Source organism: Thiomicrospira sp. S5, from assembly GCF_003991075.1.
Classification (GTDB): Bacteria; Pseudomonadota; Gammaproteobacteria; order Thiomicrospirales; family Thiomicrospiraceae; genus Hydrogenovibrio; species Hydrogenovibrio thermophilus.
This window is the reverse complement of record NZ_CP014470.1, coordinates 280,159-301,776: the sequence shown is the minus strand read 5'-3', so window position 1 is coordinate 301,776 and position 21,618 is coordinate 280,159. Positions and strand designations below refer to the sequence as shown.

Annotated in this window: 20 protein-coding genes; 8 read left to right on the top strand and 12 right to left on the bottom strand. The window is 41.6% G+C overall.

Annotation, left to right across the window (positions count from 1 at the left end; translation table 11 throughout):
- Position 1 precedes the first annotated feature (1 nt).
- The 3 genes from AYJ59_RS01385 to AYJ59_RS01375 are packed head-to-tail and all read right to left on the bottom strand — an operon-like array spanning position 2 to position 1,417.
- The gene (locus tag AYJ59_RS01385; RefSeq protein ID WP_051673459.1) at positions 2 to 412 is read right to left on the bottom strand and encodes a hypothetical protein; all 411 of its coding nucleotides are present in this window, start codon (positions 410 to 412) and stop codon (positions 2 to 4) included.
- Positions 393 to 725 (bottom strand): HypC/HybG/HupF family hydrogenase formation chaperone, encoded by a 333-nt coding sequence (locus tag AYJ59_RS01380; RefSeq protein ID WP_029939084.1) that lies wholly within the window; start codon positions 723 to 725, stop codon positions 393 to 395. The genes AYJ59_RS01385 and AYJ59_RS01380 overlap by 20 nt, the downstream gene beginning before the upstream one ends.
- Positions 725 to 1,417 (bottom strand): HyaD/HybD family hydrogenase maturation endopeptidase, encoded by a 693-nt coding sequence (locus AYJ59_RS01375; protein WP_029939085.1) that lies wholly within the window; start codon positions 1,415 to 1,417, stop codon positions 725 to 727. The genes AYJ59_RS01380 and AYJ59_RS01375 overlap by 1 nt, the downstream gene beginning before the upstream one ends.
- Positions 1,418 to 1,777: 360 nt before the next feature.
- Here AYJ59_RS01375 and AYJ59_RS01370 point away from each other — a divergent pair, with 360 nt between their 5' ends.
- From AYJ59_RS01370 to AYJ59_RS01355, 4 genes are all read left to right on the top strand, one after another.
- Positions 1,778 to 2,863, top strand: coding sequence for a hydrogenase small subunit (locus tag AYJ59_RS01370; protein ID WP_029939086.1), 1,086 nt, complete (start codon positions 1,778 to 1,780; stop codon positions 2,861 to 2,863).
- A 2-nt stretch (positions 2,864 to 2,865) separates the two neighbouring features.
- Complete coding sequence (locus AYJ59_RS01365) at positions 2,866 to 4,701, top strand: nickel-dependent hydrogenase large subunit (RefSeq protein ID WP_029939087.1); 1,836 nt, start codon at positions 2,866 to 2,868, stop codon at positions 4,699 to 4,701.
- Positions 4,702 to 4,766: 65 nt separating this feature from the next.
- Positions 4,767 to 5,453 (top strand): Ni/Fe-hydrogenase, b-type cytochrome subunit, encoded by a 687-nt coding sequence (cybH, locus tag AYJ59_RS01360; protein ID WP_029939088.1) that lies wholly within the window; start codon positions 4,767 to 4,769, stop codon positions 5,451 to 5,453.
- A 164-nt stretch (positions 5,454 to 5,617) separates the two neighbouring features.
- On the top strand, positions 5,618 to 6,382 hold the full coding sequence (locus AYJ59_RS01355; protein ID WP_029939089.1) for a hypothetical protein: 765 nt from the start codon (positions 5,618 to 5,620) through the stop codon (positions 6,380 to 6,382).
- 327 nt (positions 6,383 to 6,709) lie between these two features.
- Here AYJ59_RS01355 and AYJ59_RS01350 read toward each other — a convergent pair whose 3' ends face one another.
- Positions 6,710 to 7,924 carry a YeeE/YedE thiosulfate transporter family protein gene (locus tag AYJ59_RS01350; protein ID WP_029939090.1) on the bottom strand — a complete coding sequence of 405 codons (1,215 nt, stop codon included), beginning with the start codon at positions 7,922 to 7,924 and terminating at the stop codon, positions 6,710 to 6,712.
- A 98-nt stretch (positions 7,925 to 8,022) separates the two neighbouring features.
- On the opposite strand from AYJ59_RS01350, the gene AYJ59_RS01345 reads away from it, so the two are divergent.
- Complete coding sequence (locus tag AYJ59_RS01345; protein ID WP_029939091.1) at positions 8,023 to 8,910, top strand: LysR substrate-binding domain-containing protein; 888 nt, start codon at positions 8,023 to 8,025, stop codon at positions 8,908 to 8,910.
- Between the two features lie 256 nt (positions 8,911 to 9,166).
- On the opposite strand, the gene AYJ59_RS01340 is transcribed toward AYJ59_RS01345, so the two are convergent.
- From AYJ59_RS01340 to AYJ59_RS12910, 5 genes are all read right to left on the bottom strand, one after another.
- Entirely contained in the window at positions 9,167 to 10,435 is a 1,269-nt protein-coding gene (locus AYJ59_RS01340) for an N-6 DNA methylase (RefSeq protein ID WP_127119110.1), read from the bottom strand.
- Between the two features lie 2 nt (positions 10,436 to 10,437).
- Positions 10,438 to 11,031, bottom strand: coding sequence for a restriction endonuclease subunit S (locus AYJ59_RS01335; protein WP_029939093.1), 594 nt, complete (start codon positions 11,029 to 11,031; stop codon positions 10,438 to 10,440).
- Between the two features lie 109 nt (positions 11,032 to 11,140).
- Positions 11,141 to 11,425: a recombinase family protein gene (locus AYJ59_RS01330; RefSeq protein WP_237260353.1), complete on the bottom strand. Its 285-nt coding sequence runs from the start codon at positions 11,423 to 11,425 to the stop codon at positions 11,141 to 11,143.
- 265 nt (positions 11,426 to 11,690) lie between these two features.
- Positions 11,691 to 14,939, bottom strand: coding sequence for a hypothetical protein (locus AYJ59_RS01325; RefSeq protein ID WP_164730717.1), 3,249 nt, complete (start codon positions 14,937 to 14,939; stop codon positions 11,691 to 11,693).
- A gap of 1 nt (position 14,940) precedes the next feature.
- Positions 14,941 to 17,472 carry a hypothetical protein gene (locus tag AYJ59_RS12910; protein WP_164730716.1) on the bottom strand — a complete coding sequence of 844 codons (2,532 nt, stop codon included), beginning with the start codon at positions 17,470 to 17,472 and terminating at the stop codon, positions 14,941 to 14,943.
- A gap of 289 nt (positions 17,473 to 17,761) precedes the next feature.
- Here AYJ59_RS12910 and AYJ59_RS01320 point away from each other — a divergent pair, with 289 nt between their 5' ends.
- The 3 genes from AYJ59_RS01320 to AYJ59_RS01310 all read left to right on the top strand — a co-directional run bounded on the left by AYJ59_RS01320 (position 17,762) and on the right by AYJ59_RS01310 (position 18,886).
- Positions 17,762 to 17,959 (top strand): hypothetical protein, encoded by a 198-nt coding sequence (locus AYJ59_RS01320; protein WP_127119108.1) that lies wholly within the window; start codon positions 17,762 to 17,764, stop codon positions 17,957 to 17,959.
- Between the two features lie 30 nt (positions 17,960 to 17,989).
- Entirely contained in the window at positions 17,990 to 18,259 is a 270-nt protein-coding gene (locus AYJ59_RS01315) for a hypothetical protein (RefSeq protein WP_127119107.1), read from the top strand.
- Positions 18,260 to 18,460: 201 nt separating this feature from the next.
- Positions 18,461 to 18,886, top strand: a complete 426-nt coding sequence (locus AYJ59_RS01310; RefSeq protein WP_029939099.1) for a hypothetical protein — start codon at positions 18,461 to 18,463, stop codon at positions 18,884 to 18,886.
- Positions 18,887 to 18,961: 75 nt separating this feature from the next.
- Here AYJ59_RS01310 and AYJ59_RS01305 read toward each other — a convergent pair whose 3' ends face one another.
- The 3 genes from AYJ59_RS01305 to AYJ59_RS01295 are packed head-to-tail and all read right to left on the bottom strand — an operon-like array spanning position 18,962 to position 21,608.
- A complete protein-coding gene (locus tag AYJ59_RS01305) occupies positions 18,962 to 19,900 on the bottom strand; it encodes a TraI domain-containing protein (RefSeq protein WP_029939100.1) in 939 nt (312 codons plus the stop codon).
- Entirely contained in the window at positions 19,900 to 20,307 is a 408-nt protein-coding gene (locus AYJ59_RS01300) for a hypothetical protein (RefSeq protein WP_029939101.1), read from the bottom strand. The genes AYJ59_RS01305 and AYJ59_RS01300 overlap by 1 nt, the downstream gene beginning before the upstream one ends.
- Positions 20,304 to 21,608, bottom strand: coding sequence for a site-specific integrase (locus AYJ59_RS01295; protein WP_127119106.1), 1,305 nt, complete (start codon positions 21,606 to 21,608; stop codon positions 20,304 to 20,306). The genes AYJ59_RS01300 and AYJ59_RS01295 overlap by 4 nt, the downstream gene beginning before the upstream one ends.
- Between the last annotated feature and the right edge of the window lie 10 nt (positions 21,609 to 21,618).

Below are 21,618 nucleotides of genomic sequence, written 5' to 3'. Positions count from 1 at the left end.
TTCACTTCACCTCTATACCAATACCAATGGAAGGTGCAAAAGTCGGCACCTTATCCAAAATTTTAGGAATTTCATCCATGTAATCAGACCAGTCCTGAATTCGGGTAATCATGTCAACGTATTTCCCGTTTTTCAGGAAGACCAGAGCCGGCCACATGGTGATTCCATACTTCTGCGCCAGTGTACGTTCGCTCGTCTCGTCAACCACTCCGACGTCAAAGGCGTTGGGAAAAGCTCTGATCAACTCAGGTACAACAACAATCAAATCATTTGCCTCCTGATAACGCTTCGGATCACCAATAAAAACGATCATACTGACCGGCTTGGAATCGATGAAATCCTGATACTCGACTTCAGTCAGGCGTTTCAACCCCTGATCTTCGATAATTTTGTTAATTAAGGTTCTTGGCACAGCTTTCTCTCTTCTCTTCTTTTAGAAAATCGGGTAATTCGGGCTCTCGATCGATCAAATCGGCAAAAAAGGCATCTACGTTGCCCCCTTCAAGAGCAACGCTCATCGCCTTTCTCGCCCGCAAAACCTGATCTAAAACATCCACTTCTATCACCTCTCTGGCAACACCTAAAAAAACCAGCACCCAAGTACCGGCCGGCTGCTCACCAAGCAGTGACATATCCACTTCCTGCTCGCGCCCTTCTTCTTGGTTACGACAATACGCAACAAGACCGTCACAGGACAAAACTTCCATCGGAACACCAATACACATCACTCCGATCCTTCAAATAACTTTCGCCCATCTACAGGAACAGGCTTCACATTGCTGATTCCTTCATACAGGGGGGCATCTCGCAGACGATAACGTTCACTAGATAGAACTCTTTCATCGCCGACCCGGTTCGCCATCCATTCAGGAGGACGCTCGGATTCATACTTCGCTTTATTCAGCTCCTTGGCCACCAACCCTTCTTCAAGTTTCTCTTTATTCCGGTATTTCACACCCCATTTTTCGAGAAATTGCACGGCGATGTCTACGCATGGTTCTATCTGCTCGCCGACTTCAGGAGTTAAAGAACCTCCGAAATCTTCCAGTAATTTAGGCTGAACACCTATCAAGGCAAGTTTCTTAGGGTAGCCCCCCATTAATTTGGCTGTAGATAAAACTTCCTGGAAGCCGGTTTGGTGCAAGCTCATTTTTTTACACCCCATAAAGTTTGGAACCGCATCATTTACGACGACGCGGATTTCCCCGGGCTGCATGCCATAATCAATCGCATCAAAAACAATCAAGTTATCGGCTTCCTGTACATGATGAACCAGGTAGATCCCCTGAGTTCCTCCGTCCATAAGCTCCACAGAGTGATCAAAAGAATAAGCCGCGTCCATATATTCAACACAACGAATACCGAACCCTTCGTCTGCCCATAGCAAATTGCCTATCCCTAAAACTAAAGTTTTCATTTTCATTCCAAATCGGTAATTTAATTTTCACTTTTTTAAAATCATAGCTATTTTCGCAAAAACAAAAAATCAAAAAAATCTATGCAACCTTTATAGCCGCTTATAAAAGAAAACGATTAACTGTTTATTTTTTGGCAACTTTATTTCCAAAACAGAATGAAACCGGAATAAAAGATTCCAAAAAGACTCCATCAATTTGACTAAAAAACTACGCTTAACTTTTGAAAAACAAGAATATTTTCAACCTTGGCATCAGCGGTGCTAACAACGAACAATCAACATATGCTCAGAAAGTATCTGCTTCTGGCTTATGTCAGTTAGATCTAATCAATTTCAATTTAAAAAATAATGAGGATCTCTATGTCATCACAAGTTGAAACGTTCTACGAAGTCATGCGACGTCAGGGAATTACCCGTCGCAGCTTTCTGAAATACTGCAGCCTCACCGCGGCAGCACTGGGGTTTGGTCCCGCCTATGCGAATAAAATCGCTCATGCGATGGAAACCAAACCACGCACACCGGTTATCTGGCTACACGGTTTGGAATGCACCTGCTGCTCGGAATCATTCATCCGTTCAGCCCACCCTCTGGCAAAAGACGTAGTGCTATCAATGATCTCTCTGGATTATGACGACACTCTCATGGCATCCGCAGGTCATCAGGCAGAAGCGATCCTGAAAGAGATCAAGGAAAAATACAAAGGAAATTACATTCTTGCCGTCGAAGGGAACCCTCCACTTAATCAGGACGGAATGTCCTGCATCATCGGCGGACGTCCTTTCTCGGAACAGTTGAAATGGATGGCCGAAGATGCCAAAGCGATCATCTCCTGGGGTTCATGTGCATCTTGGGGATGTGTTCAAGCAGCAAAGCCAAACCCAACGCAAGCCACTCCGGTACACAAGTTCCTTGGCGGCGGTTACGACAAACCAATCATCAAAGTACCGGGATGCCCTCCTATTGCCGAGGTTATGACCGGCGTTATTACTTACATGCTCACTTTCGACCGCATTCCGGAATTGGATCGTCAAGGTCGTCCGAAAATGTTCTATTCGCAGCGTATTCACGACAAATGCTACCGCCGCCCTCACTTCGATGCCGGTCAATTCGTGGAAGAGTGGGACGACGAAGGCGCTCGTAAAGGTTACTGCCTTTATAAAGTCGGCTGCAAAGGCCCTACAACTTACAACGCCTGCTCAACCGTTCGCTGGAACGAAGGAACCTCCTTCCCGATTCAGGCTGGACATGGTTGTATCGGCTGTTCCGAAGACGGTTTCTGGGACAAAGGATCCTTCTATTCGCGCGACACGGATATGAACGCATTTGGTATTGAAGCAACAGCCGATGATGTTGGTAAAACTGCTGTCGGCATTGTCGGCGCAGCCGCCGTCGCCCACGCTGCAATGAGCGCCGTAAAAGCTGCTCAAAAGAAAGGAGATAAATAACAATGAGCGTATTAAATACACCAAACAACTATAAAATGGACAACTCCGGACGCCGTGTGGTCATTGATCCTGTCACCCGTATCGAAGGTCACATGCGTTGCGAAATCAACGTCGACGAAAACAATGTCATCCAAAATGCCGTTTCTACTGGAACAATGTGGCGTGGTTTGGAAGTAATTTTGCGCGGCAGAGATCCACGCGATGCATGGGCATTCGTAGAGCGCATCTGCGGAGTCTGTACAGGTTGTCACGCTTTAGCATCAGTTCGAGCGGTTGAAGACGCTCTTGATATTAAAATCCCCGATAACGCGACTTTAATTCGGGAAATAATGGCTAAAACGCTTCAAGTTCACGATCACGTTGTACACTTCTACCACCTTCACGCTCTTGACTGGGTCAACCCGATTAATGCTTTGAAGGCGGATCCAAAAGCAACTTCGGAATTACAAAAACTGGTGTCACCACACCACCCTCTATCCAGCCCCGGCTACTTTAAAGATATTCAGACGAGAGTCCAAAAATTCGTTGACTCGGGACAACTTGGTATCTTCAAAAACGGTTACTGGGATAACCCGGCCTATAAACTCTCTCCTGAAGCAGATCTTATGGCGGTTACTCACTATCTAGAAGCTCTCGACTTCCAAAAGGAAGTTGTCAAAATTCATACCATCTTCGGCGGTAAAAACCCGCATCCGAACTACATGGTTGGAGGGGTTCCCTGTGCAATTAACATGGACGGCGATATGTCTGCAGGCGCGCCTATCAACATGGAACGTCTAAATTTCGTCAAAGCTCGCATCGAAGAAGCCCGCGCCTTTAACACAAACGTTTATGTACCCGATGTTATCGCGATTGCAGCATTCTATCGAGACTGGTTATATGGCGGCGGTCTATCGGCTACTGATGTTATGGATTACGGTGCCTATCCAAAAGTTCCTTACGACAAATCAACCGATCAACTTCCTGGTGGCGCCATCATTAATGGCGACTGGTCAAAAGTTCATCCTGTTGACGCAAAAGACCCCGATCAGGTTCAGGAGTTCGTTACCCACTCCTGGTACACATACCCGGACGAAACCAAAGGACTTCATCCGTGGGACGGTATTACCGAACCGAATTATGAGCTTGGTTCAGGAACCAAGGGAACTAAGACAGATATTCGTGAACTCGATGAATCAGCCAAATACTCATGGATTAAGTCACCTCGCTGGCGCGGTCATGCCGTTGAGGTTGGTCCTTTAGCTCGCTACATCCTCGCATATGTACAAAATGTGAAATATGTAAGAACTCAAGTAGACAGCAGCTTAGAACGCTTCAATGCCGTTTGTCGTCTTCTCGACCCAAACCATCAAGACATAACAAATCTAAAAGCGTTCTTAGGATCGACAATCGGTCGAACTTTAGCCCGTGCATTGGAATCAGAATATTGTGGAGACATGATGCGGGATGATTTCAATCAGCTGATCAGCAATATTAAAAACGGCGATACAAGCACAGCCAACACGGAAAAATGGGATCCTTCCAGCTGGCCAGAGCATGCCAAAGGCGTAGGAACCGTCGCAGCTCCTCGAGGCGCTCTTGCACATTGGATCATAATAGAGAACGGCAAAATTAAAAACTATCAGTGCGTCGTACCGACAACCTGGAACGGTTCTCCACGGGATGCCAAAGGAAATATAGGCGCTTTTGAAGCGTCTCTTATGGGAACTCCAATGGAACGACCTGAAGAGCCTGTTGAAGTTCTCCGAACCCTTCACAGCTTTGATCCATGCCTAGCTTGCTCGACGCATGTTATGAGTGAGGAAGGCGAAGAAATGGCAACCGTTAAAATTCGATAACGGAAAAAAGTCTGCGCTCGATGCAAGCGTCGGGCGCAGACACATAACGAAACAGGAGAACTCTAATGAGCGACACAAACTTAACAGGTATCGAAAAGGTTTATGTGTACGAAGCTCCCGTACGAATCTGGCATTGGATTAATATGATTGCCATCCTCGTGCTGGGCATAACTGGCTATTTTATCGGCAACCCTTTGCCGACGATGAGCGGAGAAGCTTCCGACCATTATCTAATGGGAACCATTCGCTTTTTGCATTTCAGCGCAGCTTATATTTTTGCTATCGGCTTCGCCGGTCGCATTTATTGGGCTTTTTTCGGGAACCATCACTCCCGCGAATTATTTTATGTTCCCGTCTGGCGCTCAACATGGTGGCAGGGCTTCATCGACGAACTGAAATGGTACCTTTTCCTGAAAAGCGAACCTGCAAAACATGAAGGTCACAACCCTATGGCGCAACTAGCGATGTTCTTTATGTTCGTCCTTGGCTCGATCCTAATGATCTTTACAGGTTTCGCACTATACGGAGAAGGCACCGGTCCGGGAAGCTGGGCAAATGCACTATTCGGTTGGGTGATTCCACTATTCGGGCAAAGCCAGGACGTACATTCATGGCACAGACTAGGATTATGGATCATTACCGTTTTCGTCATTGCTCACGTCTATGTTGCAATTCGCGAAGACATAATGTCGCGCCAATCGATGGTCAGCACAATGATTAGTGGCTGGCGTTTCTTTAAAGACAAAAGATAACAAGACCCAATAACACAAATAAACCATTCAAAACAATTTCTACGTTGTCCCGATATCCTCCTCCTCGGCGACCCCTTGAACGTTCACGGCTTAAACACACGATTAAGCCATGAATGTTCTTTTTTTATGTAAAACGTTCAAAAGTGAAAAGGAACTCTAATTCAATGAAACAAAAACTTTCCTGGTTCAACCTTCCCAGCCTGTCTATTCCCGTCAAATCATTGTTCACCGGCTATATTCTGGTAGCAGGACTCGGCCTGCTAATGGCAGGCTTGCAGATTATGCTCACACATGGAATGGCCGACGGCAAATGGGGAATCTCGGTCGACGACATTGTATACAGCTATTACGGCAATCCGACCGGTTCAAAAATTGAAAGCAAATTAAACGGTTCAATGAAGGATAAAGCTCCTCCCGAAGAGCGACTCGCCCTAATTAAATGGGCTCGCGAGGGTGCAAATAAAACAGAATGGCAAGCCAATATAAAACCCATTGTCGAAAAGCGCTGTGCCATGTGCCACGCCCATATGCCAACACTACCAAATATCAGCCAATATGAAACCATCTCAGAACTGGCACAAGCCGATAAAGGCGCTTCGATAGAGAACCTGACACGGGTATCCCATATTCATCTTTTCGGGATTTCGTTCATTTTCTTTTTCGTCGGTTTTATCTTTTCTATGAGTGTAGGGTTCAACAGGTGGCTTAAAGCAGGACTGATCATCTTTCCGTTTTTGTTTCTGATTATGGACATCAGTGCCTGGTGGCTGACCAAAATCAATCCTAACTTCGCCTGGCTTGTCATTATTGGCGGATTCGGCTATAGCATGGCATCAGCAGTCATGCTTTTCACTTCTCTGTATCAAATGTGGGTTTACCCGATGAAAAAAGGAGAGATTGAACAAAATACTTGGAAAGATGAAAGTTAATTACGGAACGACAACCATCTTACAGAACAATTTACTTCTCGTTCAAATACAAACTTTTTCAAAGCCCTGAACCCTTCTTATCGACTCTGCTGATTTAATACCCCGTTTCGGCCCGGCTTCTCCTTTTGAGGCTCATCATTTCAACCGGGCCTTTTTATCATCTGAACAATATCCAACAAACGGCAAACGAACAAAATTGACTTCATAATAGAGATACGGAAAGAACGGTTAAAAATAAAGTACGAAACGGATATCAAGAAGGGATAAATAAAGATTGGATTTCGGCTGAAAAACATTTTTCTTCAACCGAAAAGAAAAAATTAATATTTATGTGTTCAATATTGGAGAACCGCGAAAACATCGGCCTAGAAACAGAGTAAAACTCATTCCCAGCAAAGCAGAAAACATCCATAACCAGCCATGTAAACTACCAGAAATAATCCCACTGAAGAATCCACCTACATTACAACCGAATGCAATGACAGCACCATAGCCCATCAGAACTCCGGTAACCGAAGTTAAAATCAATCGTTTCATCCATTCGCAGCCACTGCAGAGCGGCTTTGGTTCGTGAATTTTCGCTGATTCATCTCTACTCCAGAATGCCTGCCCCCAAAAAGCCAGGGAGACACCTATAACCATTCCCAGGCTAGTCAGCATAATCGAATCATTCAGTACACTTTTAGATAATCCGACCTCGTTTTGCGCAGTGAACTCCCAAAACTCCCAATCAACCGGCAATGAAAATGCCTGAATACCAAGAATACCTAATTTAGGAAATATCCAACTAATCGCCCAGGGATATTGACTGACCAATAAAACCAAATAATTCAAAATAGCCAACAAAAATACTGCCAACACCAAAGGAGAGGATAGCAATACGCGATTTCGATTGACCAGCGGTTCAACCACATCATCACTGCTTCGTTCCCAGCGCAACAACAGACTATAAAGCAAAAGAATAAATGCTAAATGCATCGCCAGGCCAAGGTACCAGGAAATATCGGTCGCAGCTGAAAAGGTACCAAAAGCCGGAAGCTCAAGCCAGAAACTCATCTGCGATGCTGCCAGAGTTCCTCCAACAACCATCCATAGAAAAACATAGTAGAAACGCCAGTTCAGCGCCCCCATTTGCCTTAAAGTCCCAGAAGAACAACTGCCAATCAAAGTCATTCCCGCCCCAAAAATAAAAGCACCGATTAACACGTTCAACCCCAAAGGCCGCACCGCTCCGACTACGTCATACCCCATCCCCGGCAAGAGAGCAAGCGAAGGGAAAAACAACACAGCTCCAAATGCAAGTAAAAGCAGATGCGAACGCATACCCCGCGTTTTTCTCTCGAGAATTGCCTGCCGCCAAAAACCTGCAAAGCCAAAACTGAAATAATGAAAAACAAGTCCTAAAGCAATACCAAGCCCTAACAAACCAACATTTCCAACCGATTTTACAAGCCAGGTCAGACCGCTCAAAACGAATAAAACAACAACAAATTCTTTGGCTTTCCGGCTTCGCACACCGGAATGATAAATAGTAAAAAACATAAAAACCCCCAAAATACTTTGAAGGTCATTTTATCGATTGCAACATATTTAATTAAATGATATTAATAGAACTGTCTATCTAATTTAGAGATATAAAAATGAATTTGACACAGATTAAACTTCTGATTGAATTGAACAAAACCAGTTTAAATCTTTCACTAGCCTCTCAGAACCTTCACATCGTCCAGTCAGCGGGCAGCAGACAACTCAAGCTACTGGAAGACGAACTTGGTTTTCCGCTATTTGTACGCCATTCAAAAAAACTGGTATCTTTTACTATGGCAGGAGAACAGGTTCTCGAACAGGCAAAAATCATCTGCATGGCTCAGAAAAACATTCGCACGATCAGTGAAGCTATAAAGGAACCAGATAAAGGGTGTATTCGACTTGGAACTACCCATACTCAAGCACGCTATATTCTGCCGCATGTACTCTCGATCTTTAAACGCAACCATCCAAAAACAAAATTTCATATTGAAGAGAGTTTTCCGGAAAACCTATACAACATGCTCAGAAAAGATATTATCGATATCGCAATCTGCTCCGAAGTACTGTCCAATAAAGAAGAACTTGAAGCTATCAGAGGTTATCAATGGTCCCACCTGCTGGTCGCCCCTCAAACTCATCCCGTATGGAAAACCGACCTTAGTTTAAAAAGCTTGTTGGAATTCCCCATACTTTCCTATAGAAAAGGGTTCAGCCATAGCGACAAAGTCTCTCATGCATTAAAACGAATCGATCCTACATTTGAATTCGAAATCGTCGCTTCCGATGCAGATGTAATCAAAACCTATGTCCGCCGAGGATTTGGCATCGGAATTATCGCCCAGATGGCGCTGGAGGAAAACGACAAACCACTCTTGAAATCACATTTTCTAAGCGAAGAACTCAGCCATTCGACAACCTACTGCGCATATCTGAAAAAAAGAATTCTCGCCCCCTACCAACAAGCTTTTGTGGACTCATTTTTAAGTGTCGAATTATAGCTATACACACCATCATTGTCTGCACACTATATTATTGCCGCTCCGCAGCTTCTGATATCGAAAATAAAGAGAAATTAGAATTTGCAAGTACAAAAAGATACAGTCACTTTTTTTGAACTTGATGTCACCAAAGTTGGCGCAAGACGGCCACCGATGTAAAAATCAGGACTGAGAACTAAGTTCGAAAAATAGATGGCGCGCCCGAGAAGATTCGAACTCCCGGCCTTCCCCTCCGGAGGGGGACGCTCTATTTTTACTAACCTTTTGACTCATTTAAAAGTTGCATCAGTTTTTGTTGTGATTGTTGATGTTTAAGAGTTAACTCAGCCAGTTTTTGAAGCTCTTTTTCAGGGTTTAACTCAATCTCTTCGATTGCTTTCACAAAATAGCTTCCAAAGCTTAAGTTATAGTCTTTGGCTCGGATTTCAGATAACGGAATGTCTTTACAAATATTCTCGTTATGGGCTTTTGCAGCATAAAGGTCAGCAATCAGAGAAATATCTTTGCGCTCCAAGATAAGTTCTTTTCGGGATTGTCTTCCTAGATCACGAGCATCAATCAATCTAATCGGCGTGCCTTTTGGTTTGTTGTTTTGCAGAATAACTAACGCACCCTGAATTTGGGTATAACTAAAATAGCCTTGTGGCAGCATGATTATCGATTCTATTAATTCGTGTTCAATTAAATATTCACGGACCTTAGCATCGTAGCCGCCTCTGAATAACCAGCCAGGAGCAAGGGTAATAAATGCTTTACCTGTTTTGTTCAAGCTATAAAGTGCTAACTGCAACCAAAGACTGTCTGAACCACTAGTGGGTACTCTGGCAGAAATGTCAGGCAGTAAATAGGGTTGATTTTCTATTTTCTCTAATGATGTTAGTCGCATACCAAATGGTGGAGACATGACCGCTAAATCACAGCTAGACCGTTTTATAGAAGGGTGTTCAAGTGAGTTTCCGACTGAGTAGGTAAAAGCTTGACCCTCCATTTTGAGCAATCTTGAGCCTGCTTGAGCCGTATTAATGTTAATGTCTTGTAACCATAACTGTTTTGCATTTAGTAATGATGTCGTGCTGGCTAGACCAGCAGCACCGTCATAAATCGTTTTATCTTTTACATCGCCAAGCAGTGCTTGAATTAAATGTGCCTCATTGGAATTAGAAACATTGTCGCCACCCCGCATACCAAGAGTTTTTTGCACTGCATTGCGGTAGACTTCGGTAAAGCCATCCAAGGTTGAAAGCTCGTTCATTTTTATGAGCAGTTTCGAGAGTGCTTCAGAATCAATTTCAAAATGGACAGCATCTAGGCAATTAGCATGTGCTTTGGAGAGTTGATGGATAAGCTCTCTAAACTCTGCCACCAATGAAAATTTGCCAACATTTAACAATCTTGCAAAGGCTTCTTCATCTTGCGATTTAACAAAGGCGATAACCGAAATTAAATCCAGTTCTTGCTCTGGTGTCATAACACCTTTAAGCGTTTCCATAATTGACGAAATTGTTTTTAGATAAATGTCTTTCATGGTTAGGCTCCTTGCATCATCTGTAGCATAACGGTGGTTGAAGTTTTCTTTTGTTGTTCTGCCAAAGCAATCGTGTCTTGATAAGCGGTGATATTGGCATGAAAGAGTTGCTGAATCTTTTCTTGAGTGTTCAAGTCTGGTACAGAGATTTCTAGTTGCTTTAAGTCTTTTAAAGGCAGGCTAGGAATCGCCGCTCCTTGTTGTAAGGAAGTTAAAGTGGCTTGTCCTAATTCTGAGTTAAAAAACGTGACTAACAACTCACCAAGTAACCTAGTTGAGTCTGGTCTAATAACCGTAATGGTTGCATTAGCAAGTAAGCGAGAAGAGGCAAGTTCATCTGTCACTAATGCAGCACGAATTGAAGAGCCTCTTGAGAGGATTAATACATCTCCAGCTTTAAGGTAGTACTTATTGTAATTTTGGTCTGGTTTTTCAGTTACAGACTGAAGCTCCGCTGTAAGCACTTCACCTAAAGCGCCTATGGCAGAACCAGTGACAAGTAGAGTGGAAGCTTGCTCAGTTGAAGCACCCTTATCAAACTTAGAATTTGGTAGGCCTGCGGTAAAAGTACATAAGTTTTGGATTTGAGTTTTCATTAATGCCACTCCTTTTAATTTATTATTCGTTTTGTTTGTACGATTTCCATTAAACAGGAAAAGCTACGACCTGTCAAATAAAAATTGTATTTAATAAACGATTTTTTATTCACTCATCTAAATCAGAAATAATTTCCACAAGGTCTTTTAACGAACGTGCAAGTCGATCTAATTTCCAAACAACAAGCACATCACCTTCTCGCAAAGTACGCAGGCAAACATTTAATTCTGGCCTGTCTTTTTGTTTACCAGTAATTTTTTCCTCAAAGATTTGTTCACAGCCAGCTGCATTCAAAGCATCGAGCTGAGAGTTTAAACTTTGATCCTGAGTGCTTACTCTTGCATAACCATGAATAAGAAAAAGTTGGTAAATCTCCCATCTAAAAATAAGCAAATTTCTTGTAATCAGGTGCTAAACTGATATTGATAATTTGAATAAAATGAAGCAAGCTTTAAGTTGTAGGAGGGAGAATGATCAAGCTAATGGTGTTGCTATTTGCAATCGGTTTTTTTGCGCTCTGGATTTGGATTGCTTATCAAATCAAGCCAACCCAAGAAGAATTGGATTCGCTTAAGAAAGAAGACTAGATTGTTTAAAATGCCTGCTATGAGCAGGCATTTTTATTTGTGTAGATTGAGAGATCACAAAGCTAGTAACCTCAAAGATAGTAAGAGTTCTTTTTAGCTATTTCGGCTTCTTTTTCCTGAATTTTGTACATGGCCCCAAAATGAGCATTCAGCTGAATAAAAATAAAGTAAAAAGCAGCATTTCGACGCCCATTATGTTTGTTAACCTTGATTTCCACTCTATCATATTCACCTTTTTTCTTTTCTCCATCGCGACGAAGGGTAATCATCTTGTCACTGGGGAGATTAAGGGCTGTAGTCCAAAACAGCTTAAAATTTCGAAGTTCTTTTTTTGTCCTTATTGTAGAGTGCCTCAAAATGACTTCATACGGTAGCTTCATCTGGTTTAGTATCTCTACAAGTGGTCTGCCATATTCTTTAGCTTTGCCCGAAGAAAGCAACAGGTGAGACATGTTGGATTCTGACGCATTTGAACGATTTTCAAAATAAAGGAGATCGGCTACTATTAAAGTAAACTCATACCAATCTGGGTATTCACCCAATACGTCTGCGACGTTGACATTGGTATCTAGTTCCAACATTTCAGGAAAGCAAGCATTAATCTTCTGTAAAATTTCGAATAAATCCTTATCCGGGACTTTTCCTCGCATATGAGGGATATTTTCATCATTCTCGTACACCTCAAGAATGGTCTCAATGTGAAGCATAGGGATTTTAAGCGATGAACTTATGTGCGCTATTCTCTGCGCTATCTTGTCGTCATTCTTTATCATTTCATAAATGCGGTAGGATTGCATAAACGGGTATTCCAGGAGGAAATCTACTTTTGGGAAATGGACATTTTTTGGTATTTCCCAATCTCGTTTTGGCGTGTGATAGTGACTACGTTGGAATAACCAATTCCCATGATTCGCTTGTTTTTTAAAATGGTTCAGCATGCTTTGAATCCTAGCCACGCCTTTTTTCTTCGCTAAAGTACTGTAAGGCATCATGAGCTCTTCAGCTATGATAAGGGAGTTGAGCCATGAACGGCATTGGTAGCCAGAAATGGCAATATCCATGAAGTGAATATAATTCACCAGCGTTGTTTGAATACTCGCATGACCTATCTTTTTTTGTAACCAGTAAGTGTATTTTTTGGACAAATCATGATGCCCAAAATGTTGTTTCTTTCGATCTTCGACGTTCTTAGGCAATAGCCATTCTTTTGTCTTGGGTAAGTGTTGAAAGTAGCCAGAAAAATCGATGTTGCTCTCAGCACCGATAGCCGATAGCATCAACCAACTGGCAAAGGAGTGTCGAAGTTGATGAAACTTTAAAGTGTTATCTCCCGTCACTTGGTGGATAACATCTAGTAAAGGTGTCGTCACCAAACTGCTAGATATTGCTCTTTGCTTGTTTTCATCAAGAGAAAACAGAAACCCTTTGCCTGTGTCAATTCTATTGCCTCTAGCAGCTTCGTTATACCATGAAGTGATTTGCTCAATTTCTGACTTATCTAAAAAATCAGCAACATTGAGAAAACGTTTTGCATTAGCGTTCTTTAGCTGTCGAAGATGACTTTCTCGAATAGCAATTTGCTTCACACATCCTAGCTTTAATTCATACCCATATTTATCTTTTTCTGGTTCCTCGATAATCAAATCATTGATTTTTATTTGAGCGATTTCAGAACGGCGAAGGCCTAATTTAAACCCTAAGATTAAGAAAATAAGCGCGGCTTTAGGGTAATTAAAATGACCTTGAGGCCATGTTGATGAAGCTTCAAGAAGTAGGTTTTTAGTAGCTTGGTACTCATCAAAGGTAATCAAGTTTGCGTTGACGGCATTTTGCGTTGATTTGGCTTCGGCGAAAAGTTCCTCTGCATCCTCTAGCGGCTCGGCATTTTTATGAGACACCAGCCAATTATCAAACTTCTTCAATGAATACAAAATGGATTTGCGATTTATGGGTGAACAGGCGAGTTCGACGACACTTGTATAAAGTTCAAATCTGGCATCTGATGAGAGTTTTTCAATGGGCGCGTTTTCCGCCAAGGCAAAAAGTTTTCCAGCTATCGCATCCATGTAACTAAGTACTTTAGTGGGAGATGGCGATGAAGTCTTCGAATTTAAGGAGGGCAATTGGTGTAACCCCCATTCCAGCATTAGCAGGTAATTGTCATAAGGATGTCCTGGCACGTCGATATCTTGTTCTATATCCGGTAACGGTGCATTGAGTAATGCTGCTCCTGCTTGATAGATATTGTCTAATTGTTTGTCTCGCGCAGCATGATTAAAGAAAGCGCGAATCTCACGCCAGAAGTGATTAGTGTTTTTTTCCGGCCGCTTTTCTTTTGCGATTTCAAACTGTTTGAAACCGCTTTGTGGTGTCTCAAGATCCGTTCTGAAAATACGGTTGGAGGCATGTGCAAAAAGAGAGTGGCTTTCGAACTGTCCACGTGCAATGGCATGAATGAATGGGGGAAGTTGCATTCGTAGATATTGACTGGCGAGTTTTATCCAGCCCGATAACCTGGTGGGGAGTTGTTTAGGAAAGGCCACTAGCGGTACAAAGTAATCCGCTAGTAGTGCCACGATTTTTTGGTTGTCCTCTAGAGGCATCATGACCTCTAGAGGCACAAATAGTCGCACCGTTTGAGGTGCAATAAACCATTTGGTTCTGGCGTTTAAACCATCAAAAGGAAACTCCACAAAAGGCAGACCCGCCAGAAAATGGATATTGGATTTATTTGTTAAGGCGTTCAATACGCTCTTGAGATGTTTTTCTTGGATAAGAAAACTGTCAATCATTAGGCTAAAGATAATCCTGGCAATGATTTTGTCGCTTTCATTGTCATGGCTAGATTGGTCTTGGCGGAAGGCGAGCACCAGTTTCTCAGCGAGCAGAAAGTCTTGCCATTGTTGTTGCGTTGCGAAAGGATTCTTTTCTCCACGAATAATGGCTATGTTAAGTATGTACTTATTTTTCCAGATTCCACGAGTCACACCATAATCTATTAGGTGATTAAGCACATCAGCAATGAGTTTTTTGTTTTCAGGCGTCAGTTCTTTATGATTTCTCAAGTGCTCTGATAGGACACGATGACGTTCAATTTGATTTCTGAGTTCTTTCTTGTCCGGAAAAACTTGCCCTAAAAGTAGTGAGGTATAAAGCCTTAGTAAGCGATGTGATTTCATCGTACTCCCTTTTTTAACGCTGGGGAAATGCTGTTCAATGAGACGTCTAGCCTGGTCAAGTTCTTCTTTGGAAAGTGTGCCTTTTGTCGTTTTACCTTCCCAAAATTGTTGAATAAGCGTTAGGGTTTCATCATGTGCCATATTACTTCTCCCACATTGTGGATTGGATGTTAAGTTCTTTTTGGATATTTTCGATGAAGGGCTCAAGGGCTGAGCGAAATCCTTGAAAATCAAAAAGTCCATAACTGGACCAAGGTTCTGAACCCATATGCCAATGTCCCAATAAGGCATCAATGACTTCAGGCGGCAATCCATCATTTAAGGCTTTGGAACGAAGGAAATGGCGTGCAGCGTTGGGGATGAGCTCGTTTAAAAAAGGCAAGTTTAATTGTTCAATTTTGGACACTAAGCTCTGTGCCACTCGCATTGAAAAGGGCATGGTAACCAGGCGATATTTACCATTTCGGGAAGTGTATTTATCGACGAGCAAGTATTCATCGGTACGTTTGAAATCTATCTTAATATTTTCAAGTTTACAGAGCTTTTGAATAAACAAATCATAGGCAGTTATCTGTTGACGCGCGATTATCGATAAATACAGGATTTTGGCTTGATAACCATTGTGTCGACTTTTGTCATTCAATCGACAATAGCCCTGAGAACTGACACAATTTAATGTGGGTTTAGAGACTTTGCTATTTCGTGCAGCGGTTGAAAATGAAATGATCCACTGTGTATAGAACCCCATGACATTAATAACATCGACAAGATCGTTTATGGATAGTTTTTCAAGGGCTTGTCGTCGAGCCAGGAAGCTATAGCAAGCGTTCGTGATTTTTATCAAATAAGACTTTTTAGGAAGTAAGTCACTTCCATAATAGTCTCGTAGGTTTGGATGATGTGCGACTAGATTATGGTGGATGGCAAAATGTTTCAATGAAAGCTGTTGTACTAATTCATACAACGTTTTATGCCTAATTGTTGAATAGAATTTTTGCGCAATGGTTAGCGACTTGTCTTTATTGGATAACGCCAGTCCTTGCCAGAGATCTCCACGGCTGTACCGGATAGCCAACCCCTGTACATAATGTGTAAGGTAAGCTGGAGTTACTCTAGGGTCTAGACCAGCCTTTTCCAGTACCGATTTAAAGGCTGTGACTAATGCTGGTTTTTGATAACCTTCAAACTTGATTGTTTTTGCTTTGTCCTTAAATTGATTGTAAAAGCGAATAATCAGGTCGGATACATCACTATGCAGGATGACCTTAAGATGGTTGATATCAACAGTCTCATAGAGATATGGGGCTTTGGCATAGGCATTGGATTGTCCTGGCGATAGTACGGGGATACTTAATGTCACCGTGTAGTTAAATATTTCCATTTCATTTGTTTGAATGAAGATATTCATATTACCGATGCGTATCTTTTCTTTTTGGTATTCGCATTCGTGAATATGGATACTGGCATTACCATCTAACGGAAAGCCCGTCATTAAACATAAAACGATGTAAATGCAGGCACGGAACTCCTCGTACCGCATACTTCTTGGGGTATTCTTTAAAAAAGTTATCAATTGTTTGATTTCTGATTCATCGCAATTATCGTAAAGAAACTGGTTATAGAGTCGGATATAGTTTTCAGCCCCTCTTCTGCCGATAAAGACGGATTCAAAATTCGGGAAGTGTCGTTCAACCAGTACCCGTTGTTGAGCAAAGTCGCTTGCTTTGACAGGCTCGTTGTCCAATGTTCGGGAAAGGTTTGGATCAAAGGATAATATCGAAATATTATCCTCATCCAAACTATCCGTTAATTGCAGAGTTCTAAACGTTTCATCAACATACCCCCAGCCATGACCTAAGAAAGGATTTTGATTCCTAGGAGTCGATTTCCCAGTGCTTTTGCCTCTTTCGGTAAACGGCTTTTTTAATAAAAACCGCTCGATGTAATTACCAATCGCTCGATATGCATCCTTGTCTGGTTGGGTATAGTGCAAAGTTTTTAAAACGGTTTTTAAGTCACTTAAACTCGTAACATTAGAAAAATTTAACGACACATATTTGCTTTCAAGAGCAATGCGACGAATTTCAACAGTCCTCGCTTTGAACTGTTCCGGGGTTTCCCCTTGATCTTTAAAGAAGGAAAGATAAAGGTTAATGACAACAGCATTAATAATAAGCCTTTGTTTAAGGCTTAGAGAAAAATCCTCTTTGACGTCAGAGTAAATATAAGGGTATGCAAGAAGCGTATAAACAGGGTGTTTTTCAAAATAAGAATGTAGCGCATTGAATACCCATTTTCCGATTATGCTTCTATCTGCCTTTTTCAGATTGTGAATATCGAGCGCTTTCTTTAGCCAATGATCGAATTTTAGAATCGGCATCTCAGACAGTAATCCATCGAGATAGTGATTTTCCACGATGACTTTGGCCAATTCAACAGCCACCTGAAAATCCTCTGCAACCGGTAAGTCACTTAATAGAGTCTTTGCTTCATCCATTTGTGCTGTGCGTTCAAGTATATCGATGAGAAAAGCGCAGTTATTCGTGACCTGTAGCGTTTGAAATAACCTATTTATTTCATCTTTGGAGTGTGTGGTTGATTCCTCGATAGCATGTTTGACTTTCCAGAGATTAGCACTCTGATGAATCTCTCGTAACGCCTGTGAAATGTACATTTCCTTCTCCTTTTTCGGTTGTTTCAACAACACAAGGGAGAATGGAAAATTAGGAATGTAAAAACCTTTAATTGGCGCTAAATTTAAAAAGCATAATGTTAATAATAACAACAAGTTATATTTGATAAATTTTATAAATTATTGTACATAGAAAATTTCAGTTCAAAAAGTTTCGGATTAATCCAATTCGCCACCCTGTATAGGTATCAAGAGTTTTTTTGATGCTTATCAAATAAGCCTCGTGGCTGCACTTTTAATACGGTCATCGTGAACTTATATGGGGAAATATATGAAAGAAAACACACTATTTAAACGCCTGATTAACCCGCCAACTGGGAATTGGCTTTCCTATTTATTTGCAGGTACGGGCATTTTTATTTTCGCGACTGGAATGACCTTGAATGACCAAGATGCTGAGAAGGTTCAGAAATTACAGACAGTGTTTTTCAAGCAGTTACAGACAGAGCACGCCCTGCCAACAGACTAAGTAAAAAGGAGCCTTTGTAATCAGGGTAAATTGTTTTATCCAAATCCTAGGGTATTTGGTGGCTATTTGCCTTATGCCCCTGAGTTGAAGTGTTCTCAAACAAAATTCGATGCCATTCAGCGAGCGAAAACAGATCAAAAAACGTTAGGCACCAAAATGATCCCTTTATCTTGGACAATGCTAGGCCTTGCATTATTTGCCATAGCAGGAAATTTTTATTGGAAAGTTGTGGACAAGATGCGAAGCAAAAAGAAGGAGAAAACTTGTGGTGAACATGAAAAACAGAATACTGATGAATGATGCATTATTCAGAGCCGTAAAAGCTGCTTATATGCTGAGCATTCCTAATATTGAGTTTTACCTTTTATTTTTAGTACCAATGATTTATTGGAACTGAAATTTATTCCTAATCGCATAGCCAATGCCGGGTTGTTGTTTTGTGTCGGAGCAATCCTATATAGGTTGTTTCAAAGTTGATTAATACTATTTAATGAGGTAAACATGATGAAAGAAAATATTGAAAGTTTATTGGAAGGCACATCTATACCCAAATATATCACGTTGTTTTACGCGGTCATGATAATTGTGATTTCGTCTATTTTGTCAGTTGGTTTTTATCAAGATTTACACCAACAAAAACAGCGGTTTTCAGCCGTTATCGATACCAATTATCATGTAAAGATTGACCCGGACACTGCTGACTCAATTGTTTGCTATCAACATCGTTTGCATTATCGAAATTTGACCTTTTTTTCGGGTTATCTCCCTTTTGAAGGAACCACTTGTCGCCCCAAAGTATTCAATGCAATACCTGAAAAAATCGCAATGGATAGCTCACAGAAATATTTCGGTTTGGCATTAAGTTGTGTAATTTTATTTCTGTTTTTTGGCGTGTTTTGGATTTTTGATGAGACAATGAAAGTGTGAATAGACACTAATTTAGTAGATATTGTTTGTATAGTCAATCAACTATATAGTTGATTGACTATAGGGGGGGAGGCTTCAAATAAGCCTGTTGATTTTGTGTTGAGCATTGGATGTTTCCAGTGTCGCAAAACTAAAATACTCAGGCTTATCCACAAACGCCATTTCATGCAGGGATCCACGGGTACTCAACTGGTCTGCCATCTTAATCAAATTGCCCCCCACATATCGACTGAACTTATCTTTGCGTTGCCACGTCAGTAAATACTGTAAGGTTAAAGCCCCTTGATGCCATGTCTGATTCAGTCCAGCAAGCGCTTCTGCAATGATCGATAAGGTCAGTTGCTCATGATTTAGCATGAATCCGGTTAAAGTATGTCCTATCTGATTGATTGTTTCTGTTTTGCCTATGTCATGAAGCAAGGCTGATACTGCCGTCACCTCCACTTCATTTTGACTAACTATATTCATTGATTTCAGGTTACGATACACAATCATCATGCATTCCAAGGAATGAGCCAATAGCCCACCAGGAAAACTATGGTGATGTTCTCTACTGGCTGGAATTGATACAAACTTCTTCATCAACTCAACATTGGTAAATAGCTTCCAAAAGAACGTCTTCAAAGAATCGTTCTTAATAGAATGCCCAAACTGCACCAACAACAATAAATGCTCAACGTTATAACAGTGCTGATAGATAGCATTAAAGTCATGCAAGGGCATTGGCAGCTTAAACAGCTTGTGTTGCAGTAAATGCCCATGGTCATCACTTAGTGCCCAAAGATAGAAATATTCATGATCCTCAAGCGCTGTGTTTTTCACTTCATCGACTAATTGCTTATAAACCGAATCGTCCAATAAAAAATGTCTGGATTGGCCGTTGTGCATATCCTGTCCAACATAACAATAAGCCTTAAACGGATAATCGGGTGTTTTGGACAACACGCCCAAGTATCCCAATGATTGTTTGCCCTGAGTGGCAATCGATTGTTTATCTAATACAGAAAAATTCATTATGACAACCACTCCCCATTTGAATAAGACAAATGCTTTTCTAAACGTTGTGACAAATCTGAAAACACCTCTGGTGAATTAATATGTAATTCATTCAACTGCTCTTCTACCCATAAAGTCAAAGCCGATTCATTATCTAAACAATATCCATATCCCAGAATAAAAGGCAGGGCATCGTTGTAAGGTAATTTGAACCACACCATTAAGCTATGAACCAAACGTTTGATCACTCTGGGGTCTTCAATAGCAATATCTGAATGAATAGCAAATGATCGTTCTCCATTTCCCGAAGTACTAGAAACGGTCATTTCACTAGCTGTGGTGAGACCAGGGTGTTGTCTTTTTAATAACTCAATCGCTGAATAGTTGTCAGCATTTGTTTTTACATCAGTTGATAAACGATTCATTGTCTACCTCCGATAGGATTACGTGAATGAGATGTAGGTCCAGTGATGAATTGATCCCAAAAAGCCGCCTCAGAAGCTTCGGGTGATTCGAGCTCTGGTTGAGCCGAACCTGGTTCTTGATGAGAGCTTATCTCGCCATGAAAGCCCTCTACCTTCGCTGCTAACATACGCTCCATTGCTGAACCGTCTTTACGAGTCAGGTTAGGCACATAACGTGCATAGACAGAAAACAGCATATTGGTGGTGCTGTGTCCCATCTGTTTGGCAATCCAGTTCGGATTTTCTCCCGCAGCCAACCAGAGTGTTGCTGCGGTATGTCTGGTTTGATAAGGCTTACGGTATTTCAAATGCAAATGGGATAATAAAGGTTTCCATACTCGTCTTAAAAAGTTCGGGGTATGGACCGGCTCTCCGGTTCTTGAATGGAATACCATTTCAATATCAGGATCACGTTTTTTATATCGCTCCCATAGACAGTTGAACACCAATGAAGACATCTCAATCTCTCGCTGTGAACCATCATTCTTGGTGTATTCCCACTTACCTAAAGAATAGGTTTCTCTAACCAATATCTCACGACGAGTGAAATCCACATTCTCCCACTTCAGACCATCAATCTCACCGGTACGCATCCCCGTAAAGAACCGCACCAATAAATAGTCCCGCCAATCAGGACGAACTCTTTGCAGAATCAGGTTCACTTCATCAATAGAGAAAGGTTCAATATGAACCTTCTCTTCTTTAAGGGGTTTGATATTCAAATGAGGTGGCGTAAAATTAAAACGGTCAGCCGCTTCACTCATGATCATATTCAAGCACTTGATGAACTTATTAATGGTTTTGGGTTTTAAGCTACCGTCCGATTGTTTGGCGACGCTGGAACGGTACTTAAGAATATCGGCCTTAGTGATTTGGCTGACCTCCATTTCTCCAAAATGTGGTTTTAGCCGTTTATCCAAATACTGCCGATAACCCAAAGCAGTCGATTGCCGCCAGGAAGGCTCCATCTCAGAAAACCACTCCTCACAAAAGTCCTTGAATAAAGGTGTTTTCCGATAATTCCCAGCCTGTTTAGCTTCCAACTTAGCCAGCTTCTCCACCATTGGACTGTTCGGAAAATACTTGCCATAAACAAAAGTGCCCAAAGTAATCTCAGTTTTGATACGATCCATAATCATCGTCAACTTTTTACGGTTGGCTTTTGTGTCGGGAAGGGTTGTTTGTTCTCGGCAACGTTGCTTATTAACTTGGAAATCAAAGTACAAAGTACCAGTTTCTTTTCGATGTCTAATATGTCCCATTTTAAATTTC

Bases quoted from the DNA above. Each gene is read 5' to 3' on its own strand.
- AYJ59_RS01350 (WP_029939090.1), bottom strand. From the start codon at position 7,924: ATGTTTTTTACTATTTATCATTCCGGTGTGCGAAGCCGGAAAGCCAAA.
- AYJ59_RS01295 (WP_127119106.1), bottom strand. From the start codon at position 21,608: ATGGGACATATTAGACATCGAAAAGAAACTGGTACTTTGTACTTTGAT.
- AYJ59_RS01335 (WP_029939093.1), bottom strand. From the start codon at position 11,031: ATGAAAACTCAAATCCAAAACTTATGTACTTTTACCGCAGGCCTACCA.
- AYJ59_RS01355 (WP_029939089.1), top strand. From the start codon at position 5,618: ATGAAACAAAAACTTTCCTGGTTCAACCTTCCCAGCCTGTCTATTCCC.
- AYJ59_RS01370 (WP_029939086.1), top strand. From the start codon at position 1,778: ATGTCATCACAAGTTGAAACGTTCTACGAAGTCATGCGACGTCAGGGA.
- cybH (WP_029939088.1), top strand. From the start codon at position 4,767: ATGAGCGACACAAACTTAACAGGTATCGAAAAGGTTTATGTGTACGAA.
- AYJ59_RS01365 (WP_029939087.1), top strand. From the start codon at position 2,866: ATGAGCGTATTAAATACACCAAACAACTATAAAATGGACAACTCCGGA.
- AYJ59_RS01340 (WP_127119110.1), bottom strand. From the start codon at position 10,435: ATGAAAGACATTTATCTAAAAACAATTTCGTCAATTATGGAAACGCTT.
- AYJ59_RS12910 (WP_164730716.1), bottom strand. From the start codon at position 17,472: ATGTACATTTCACAGGCGTTACGAGAGATTCATCAGAGTGCTAATCTC.
- AYJ59_RS01375 (WP_029939085.1), bottom strand. From the start codon at position 1,417: ATGAAAACTTTAGTTTTAGGGATAGGCAATTTGCTATGGGCAGACGAA.
- AYJ59_RS01300 (WP_029939101.1), bottom strand. From the start codon at position 20,307: ATGAATCGTTTATCAACTGATGTAAAAACAAATGCTGACAACTATTCA.
- AYJ59_RS01310 (WP_029939099.1), top strand. From the start codon at position 18,461: ATGATGAAAGAAAATATTGAAAGTTTATTGGAAGGCACATCTATACCC.
- AYJ59_RS01345 (WP_029939091.1), top strand. From the start codon at position 8,023: ATGAATTTGACACAGATTAAACTTCTGATTGAATTGAACAAAACCAGT.
- AYJ59_RS01325 (WP_164730717.1), bottom strand. From the start codon at position 14,939: ATGGCACATGATGAAACCCTAACGCTTATTCAACAATTTTGGGAAGGT.
- AYJ59_RS01380 (WP_029939084.1), bottom strand. From the start codon at position 725: ATGTGTATTGGTGTTCCGATGGAAGTTTTGTCCTGTGACGGTCTTGTT.
- AYJ59_RS01320 (WP_127119108.1), top strand. From the start codon at position 17,762: ATGAAAGAAAACACACTATTTAAACGCCTGATTAACCCGCCAACTGGG.
- AYJ59_RS01305 (WP_029939100.1), bottom strand. From the start codon at position 19,900: ATGAATTTTTCTGTATTAGATAAACAATCGATTGCCACTCAGGGCAAA.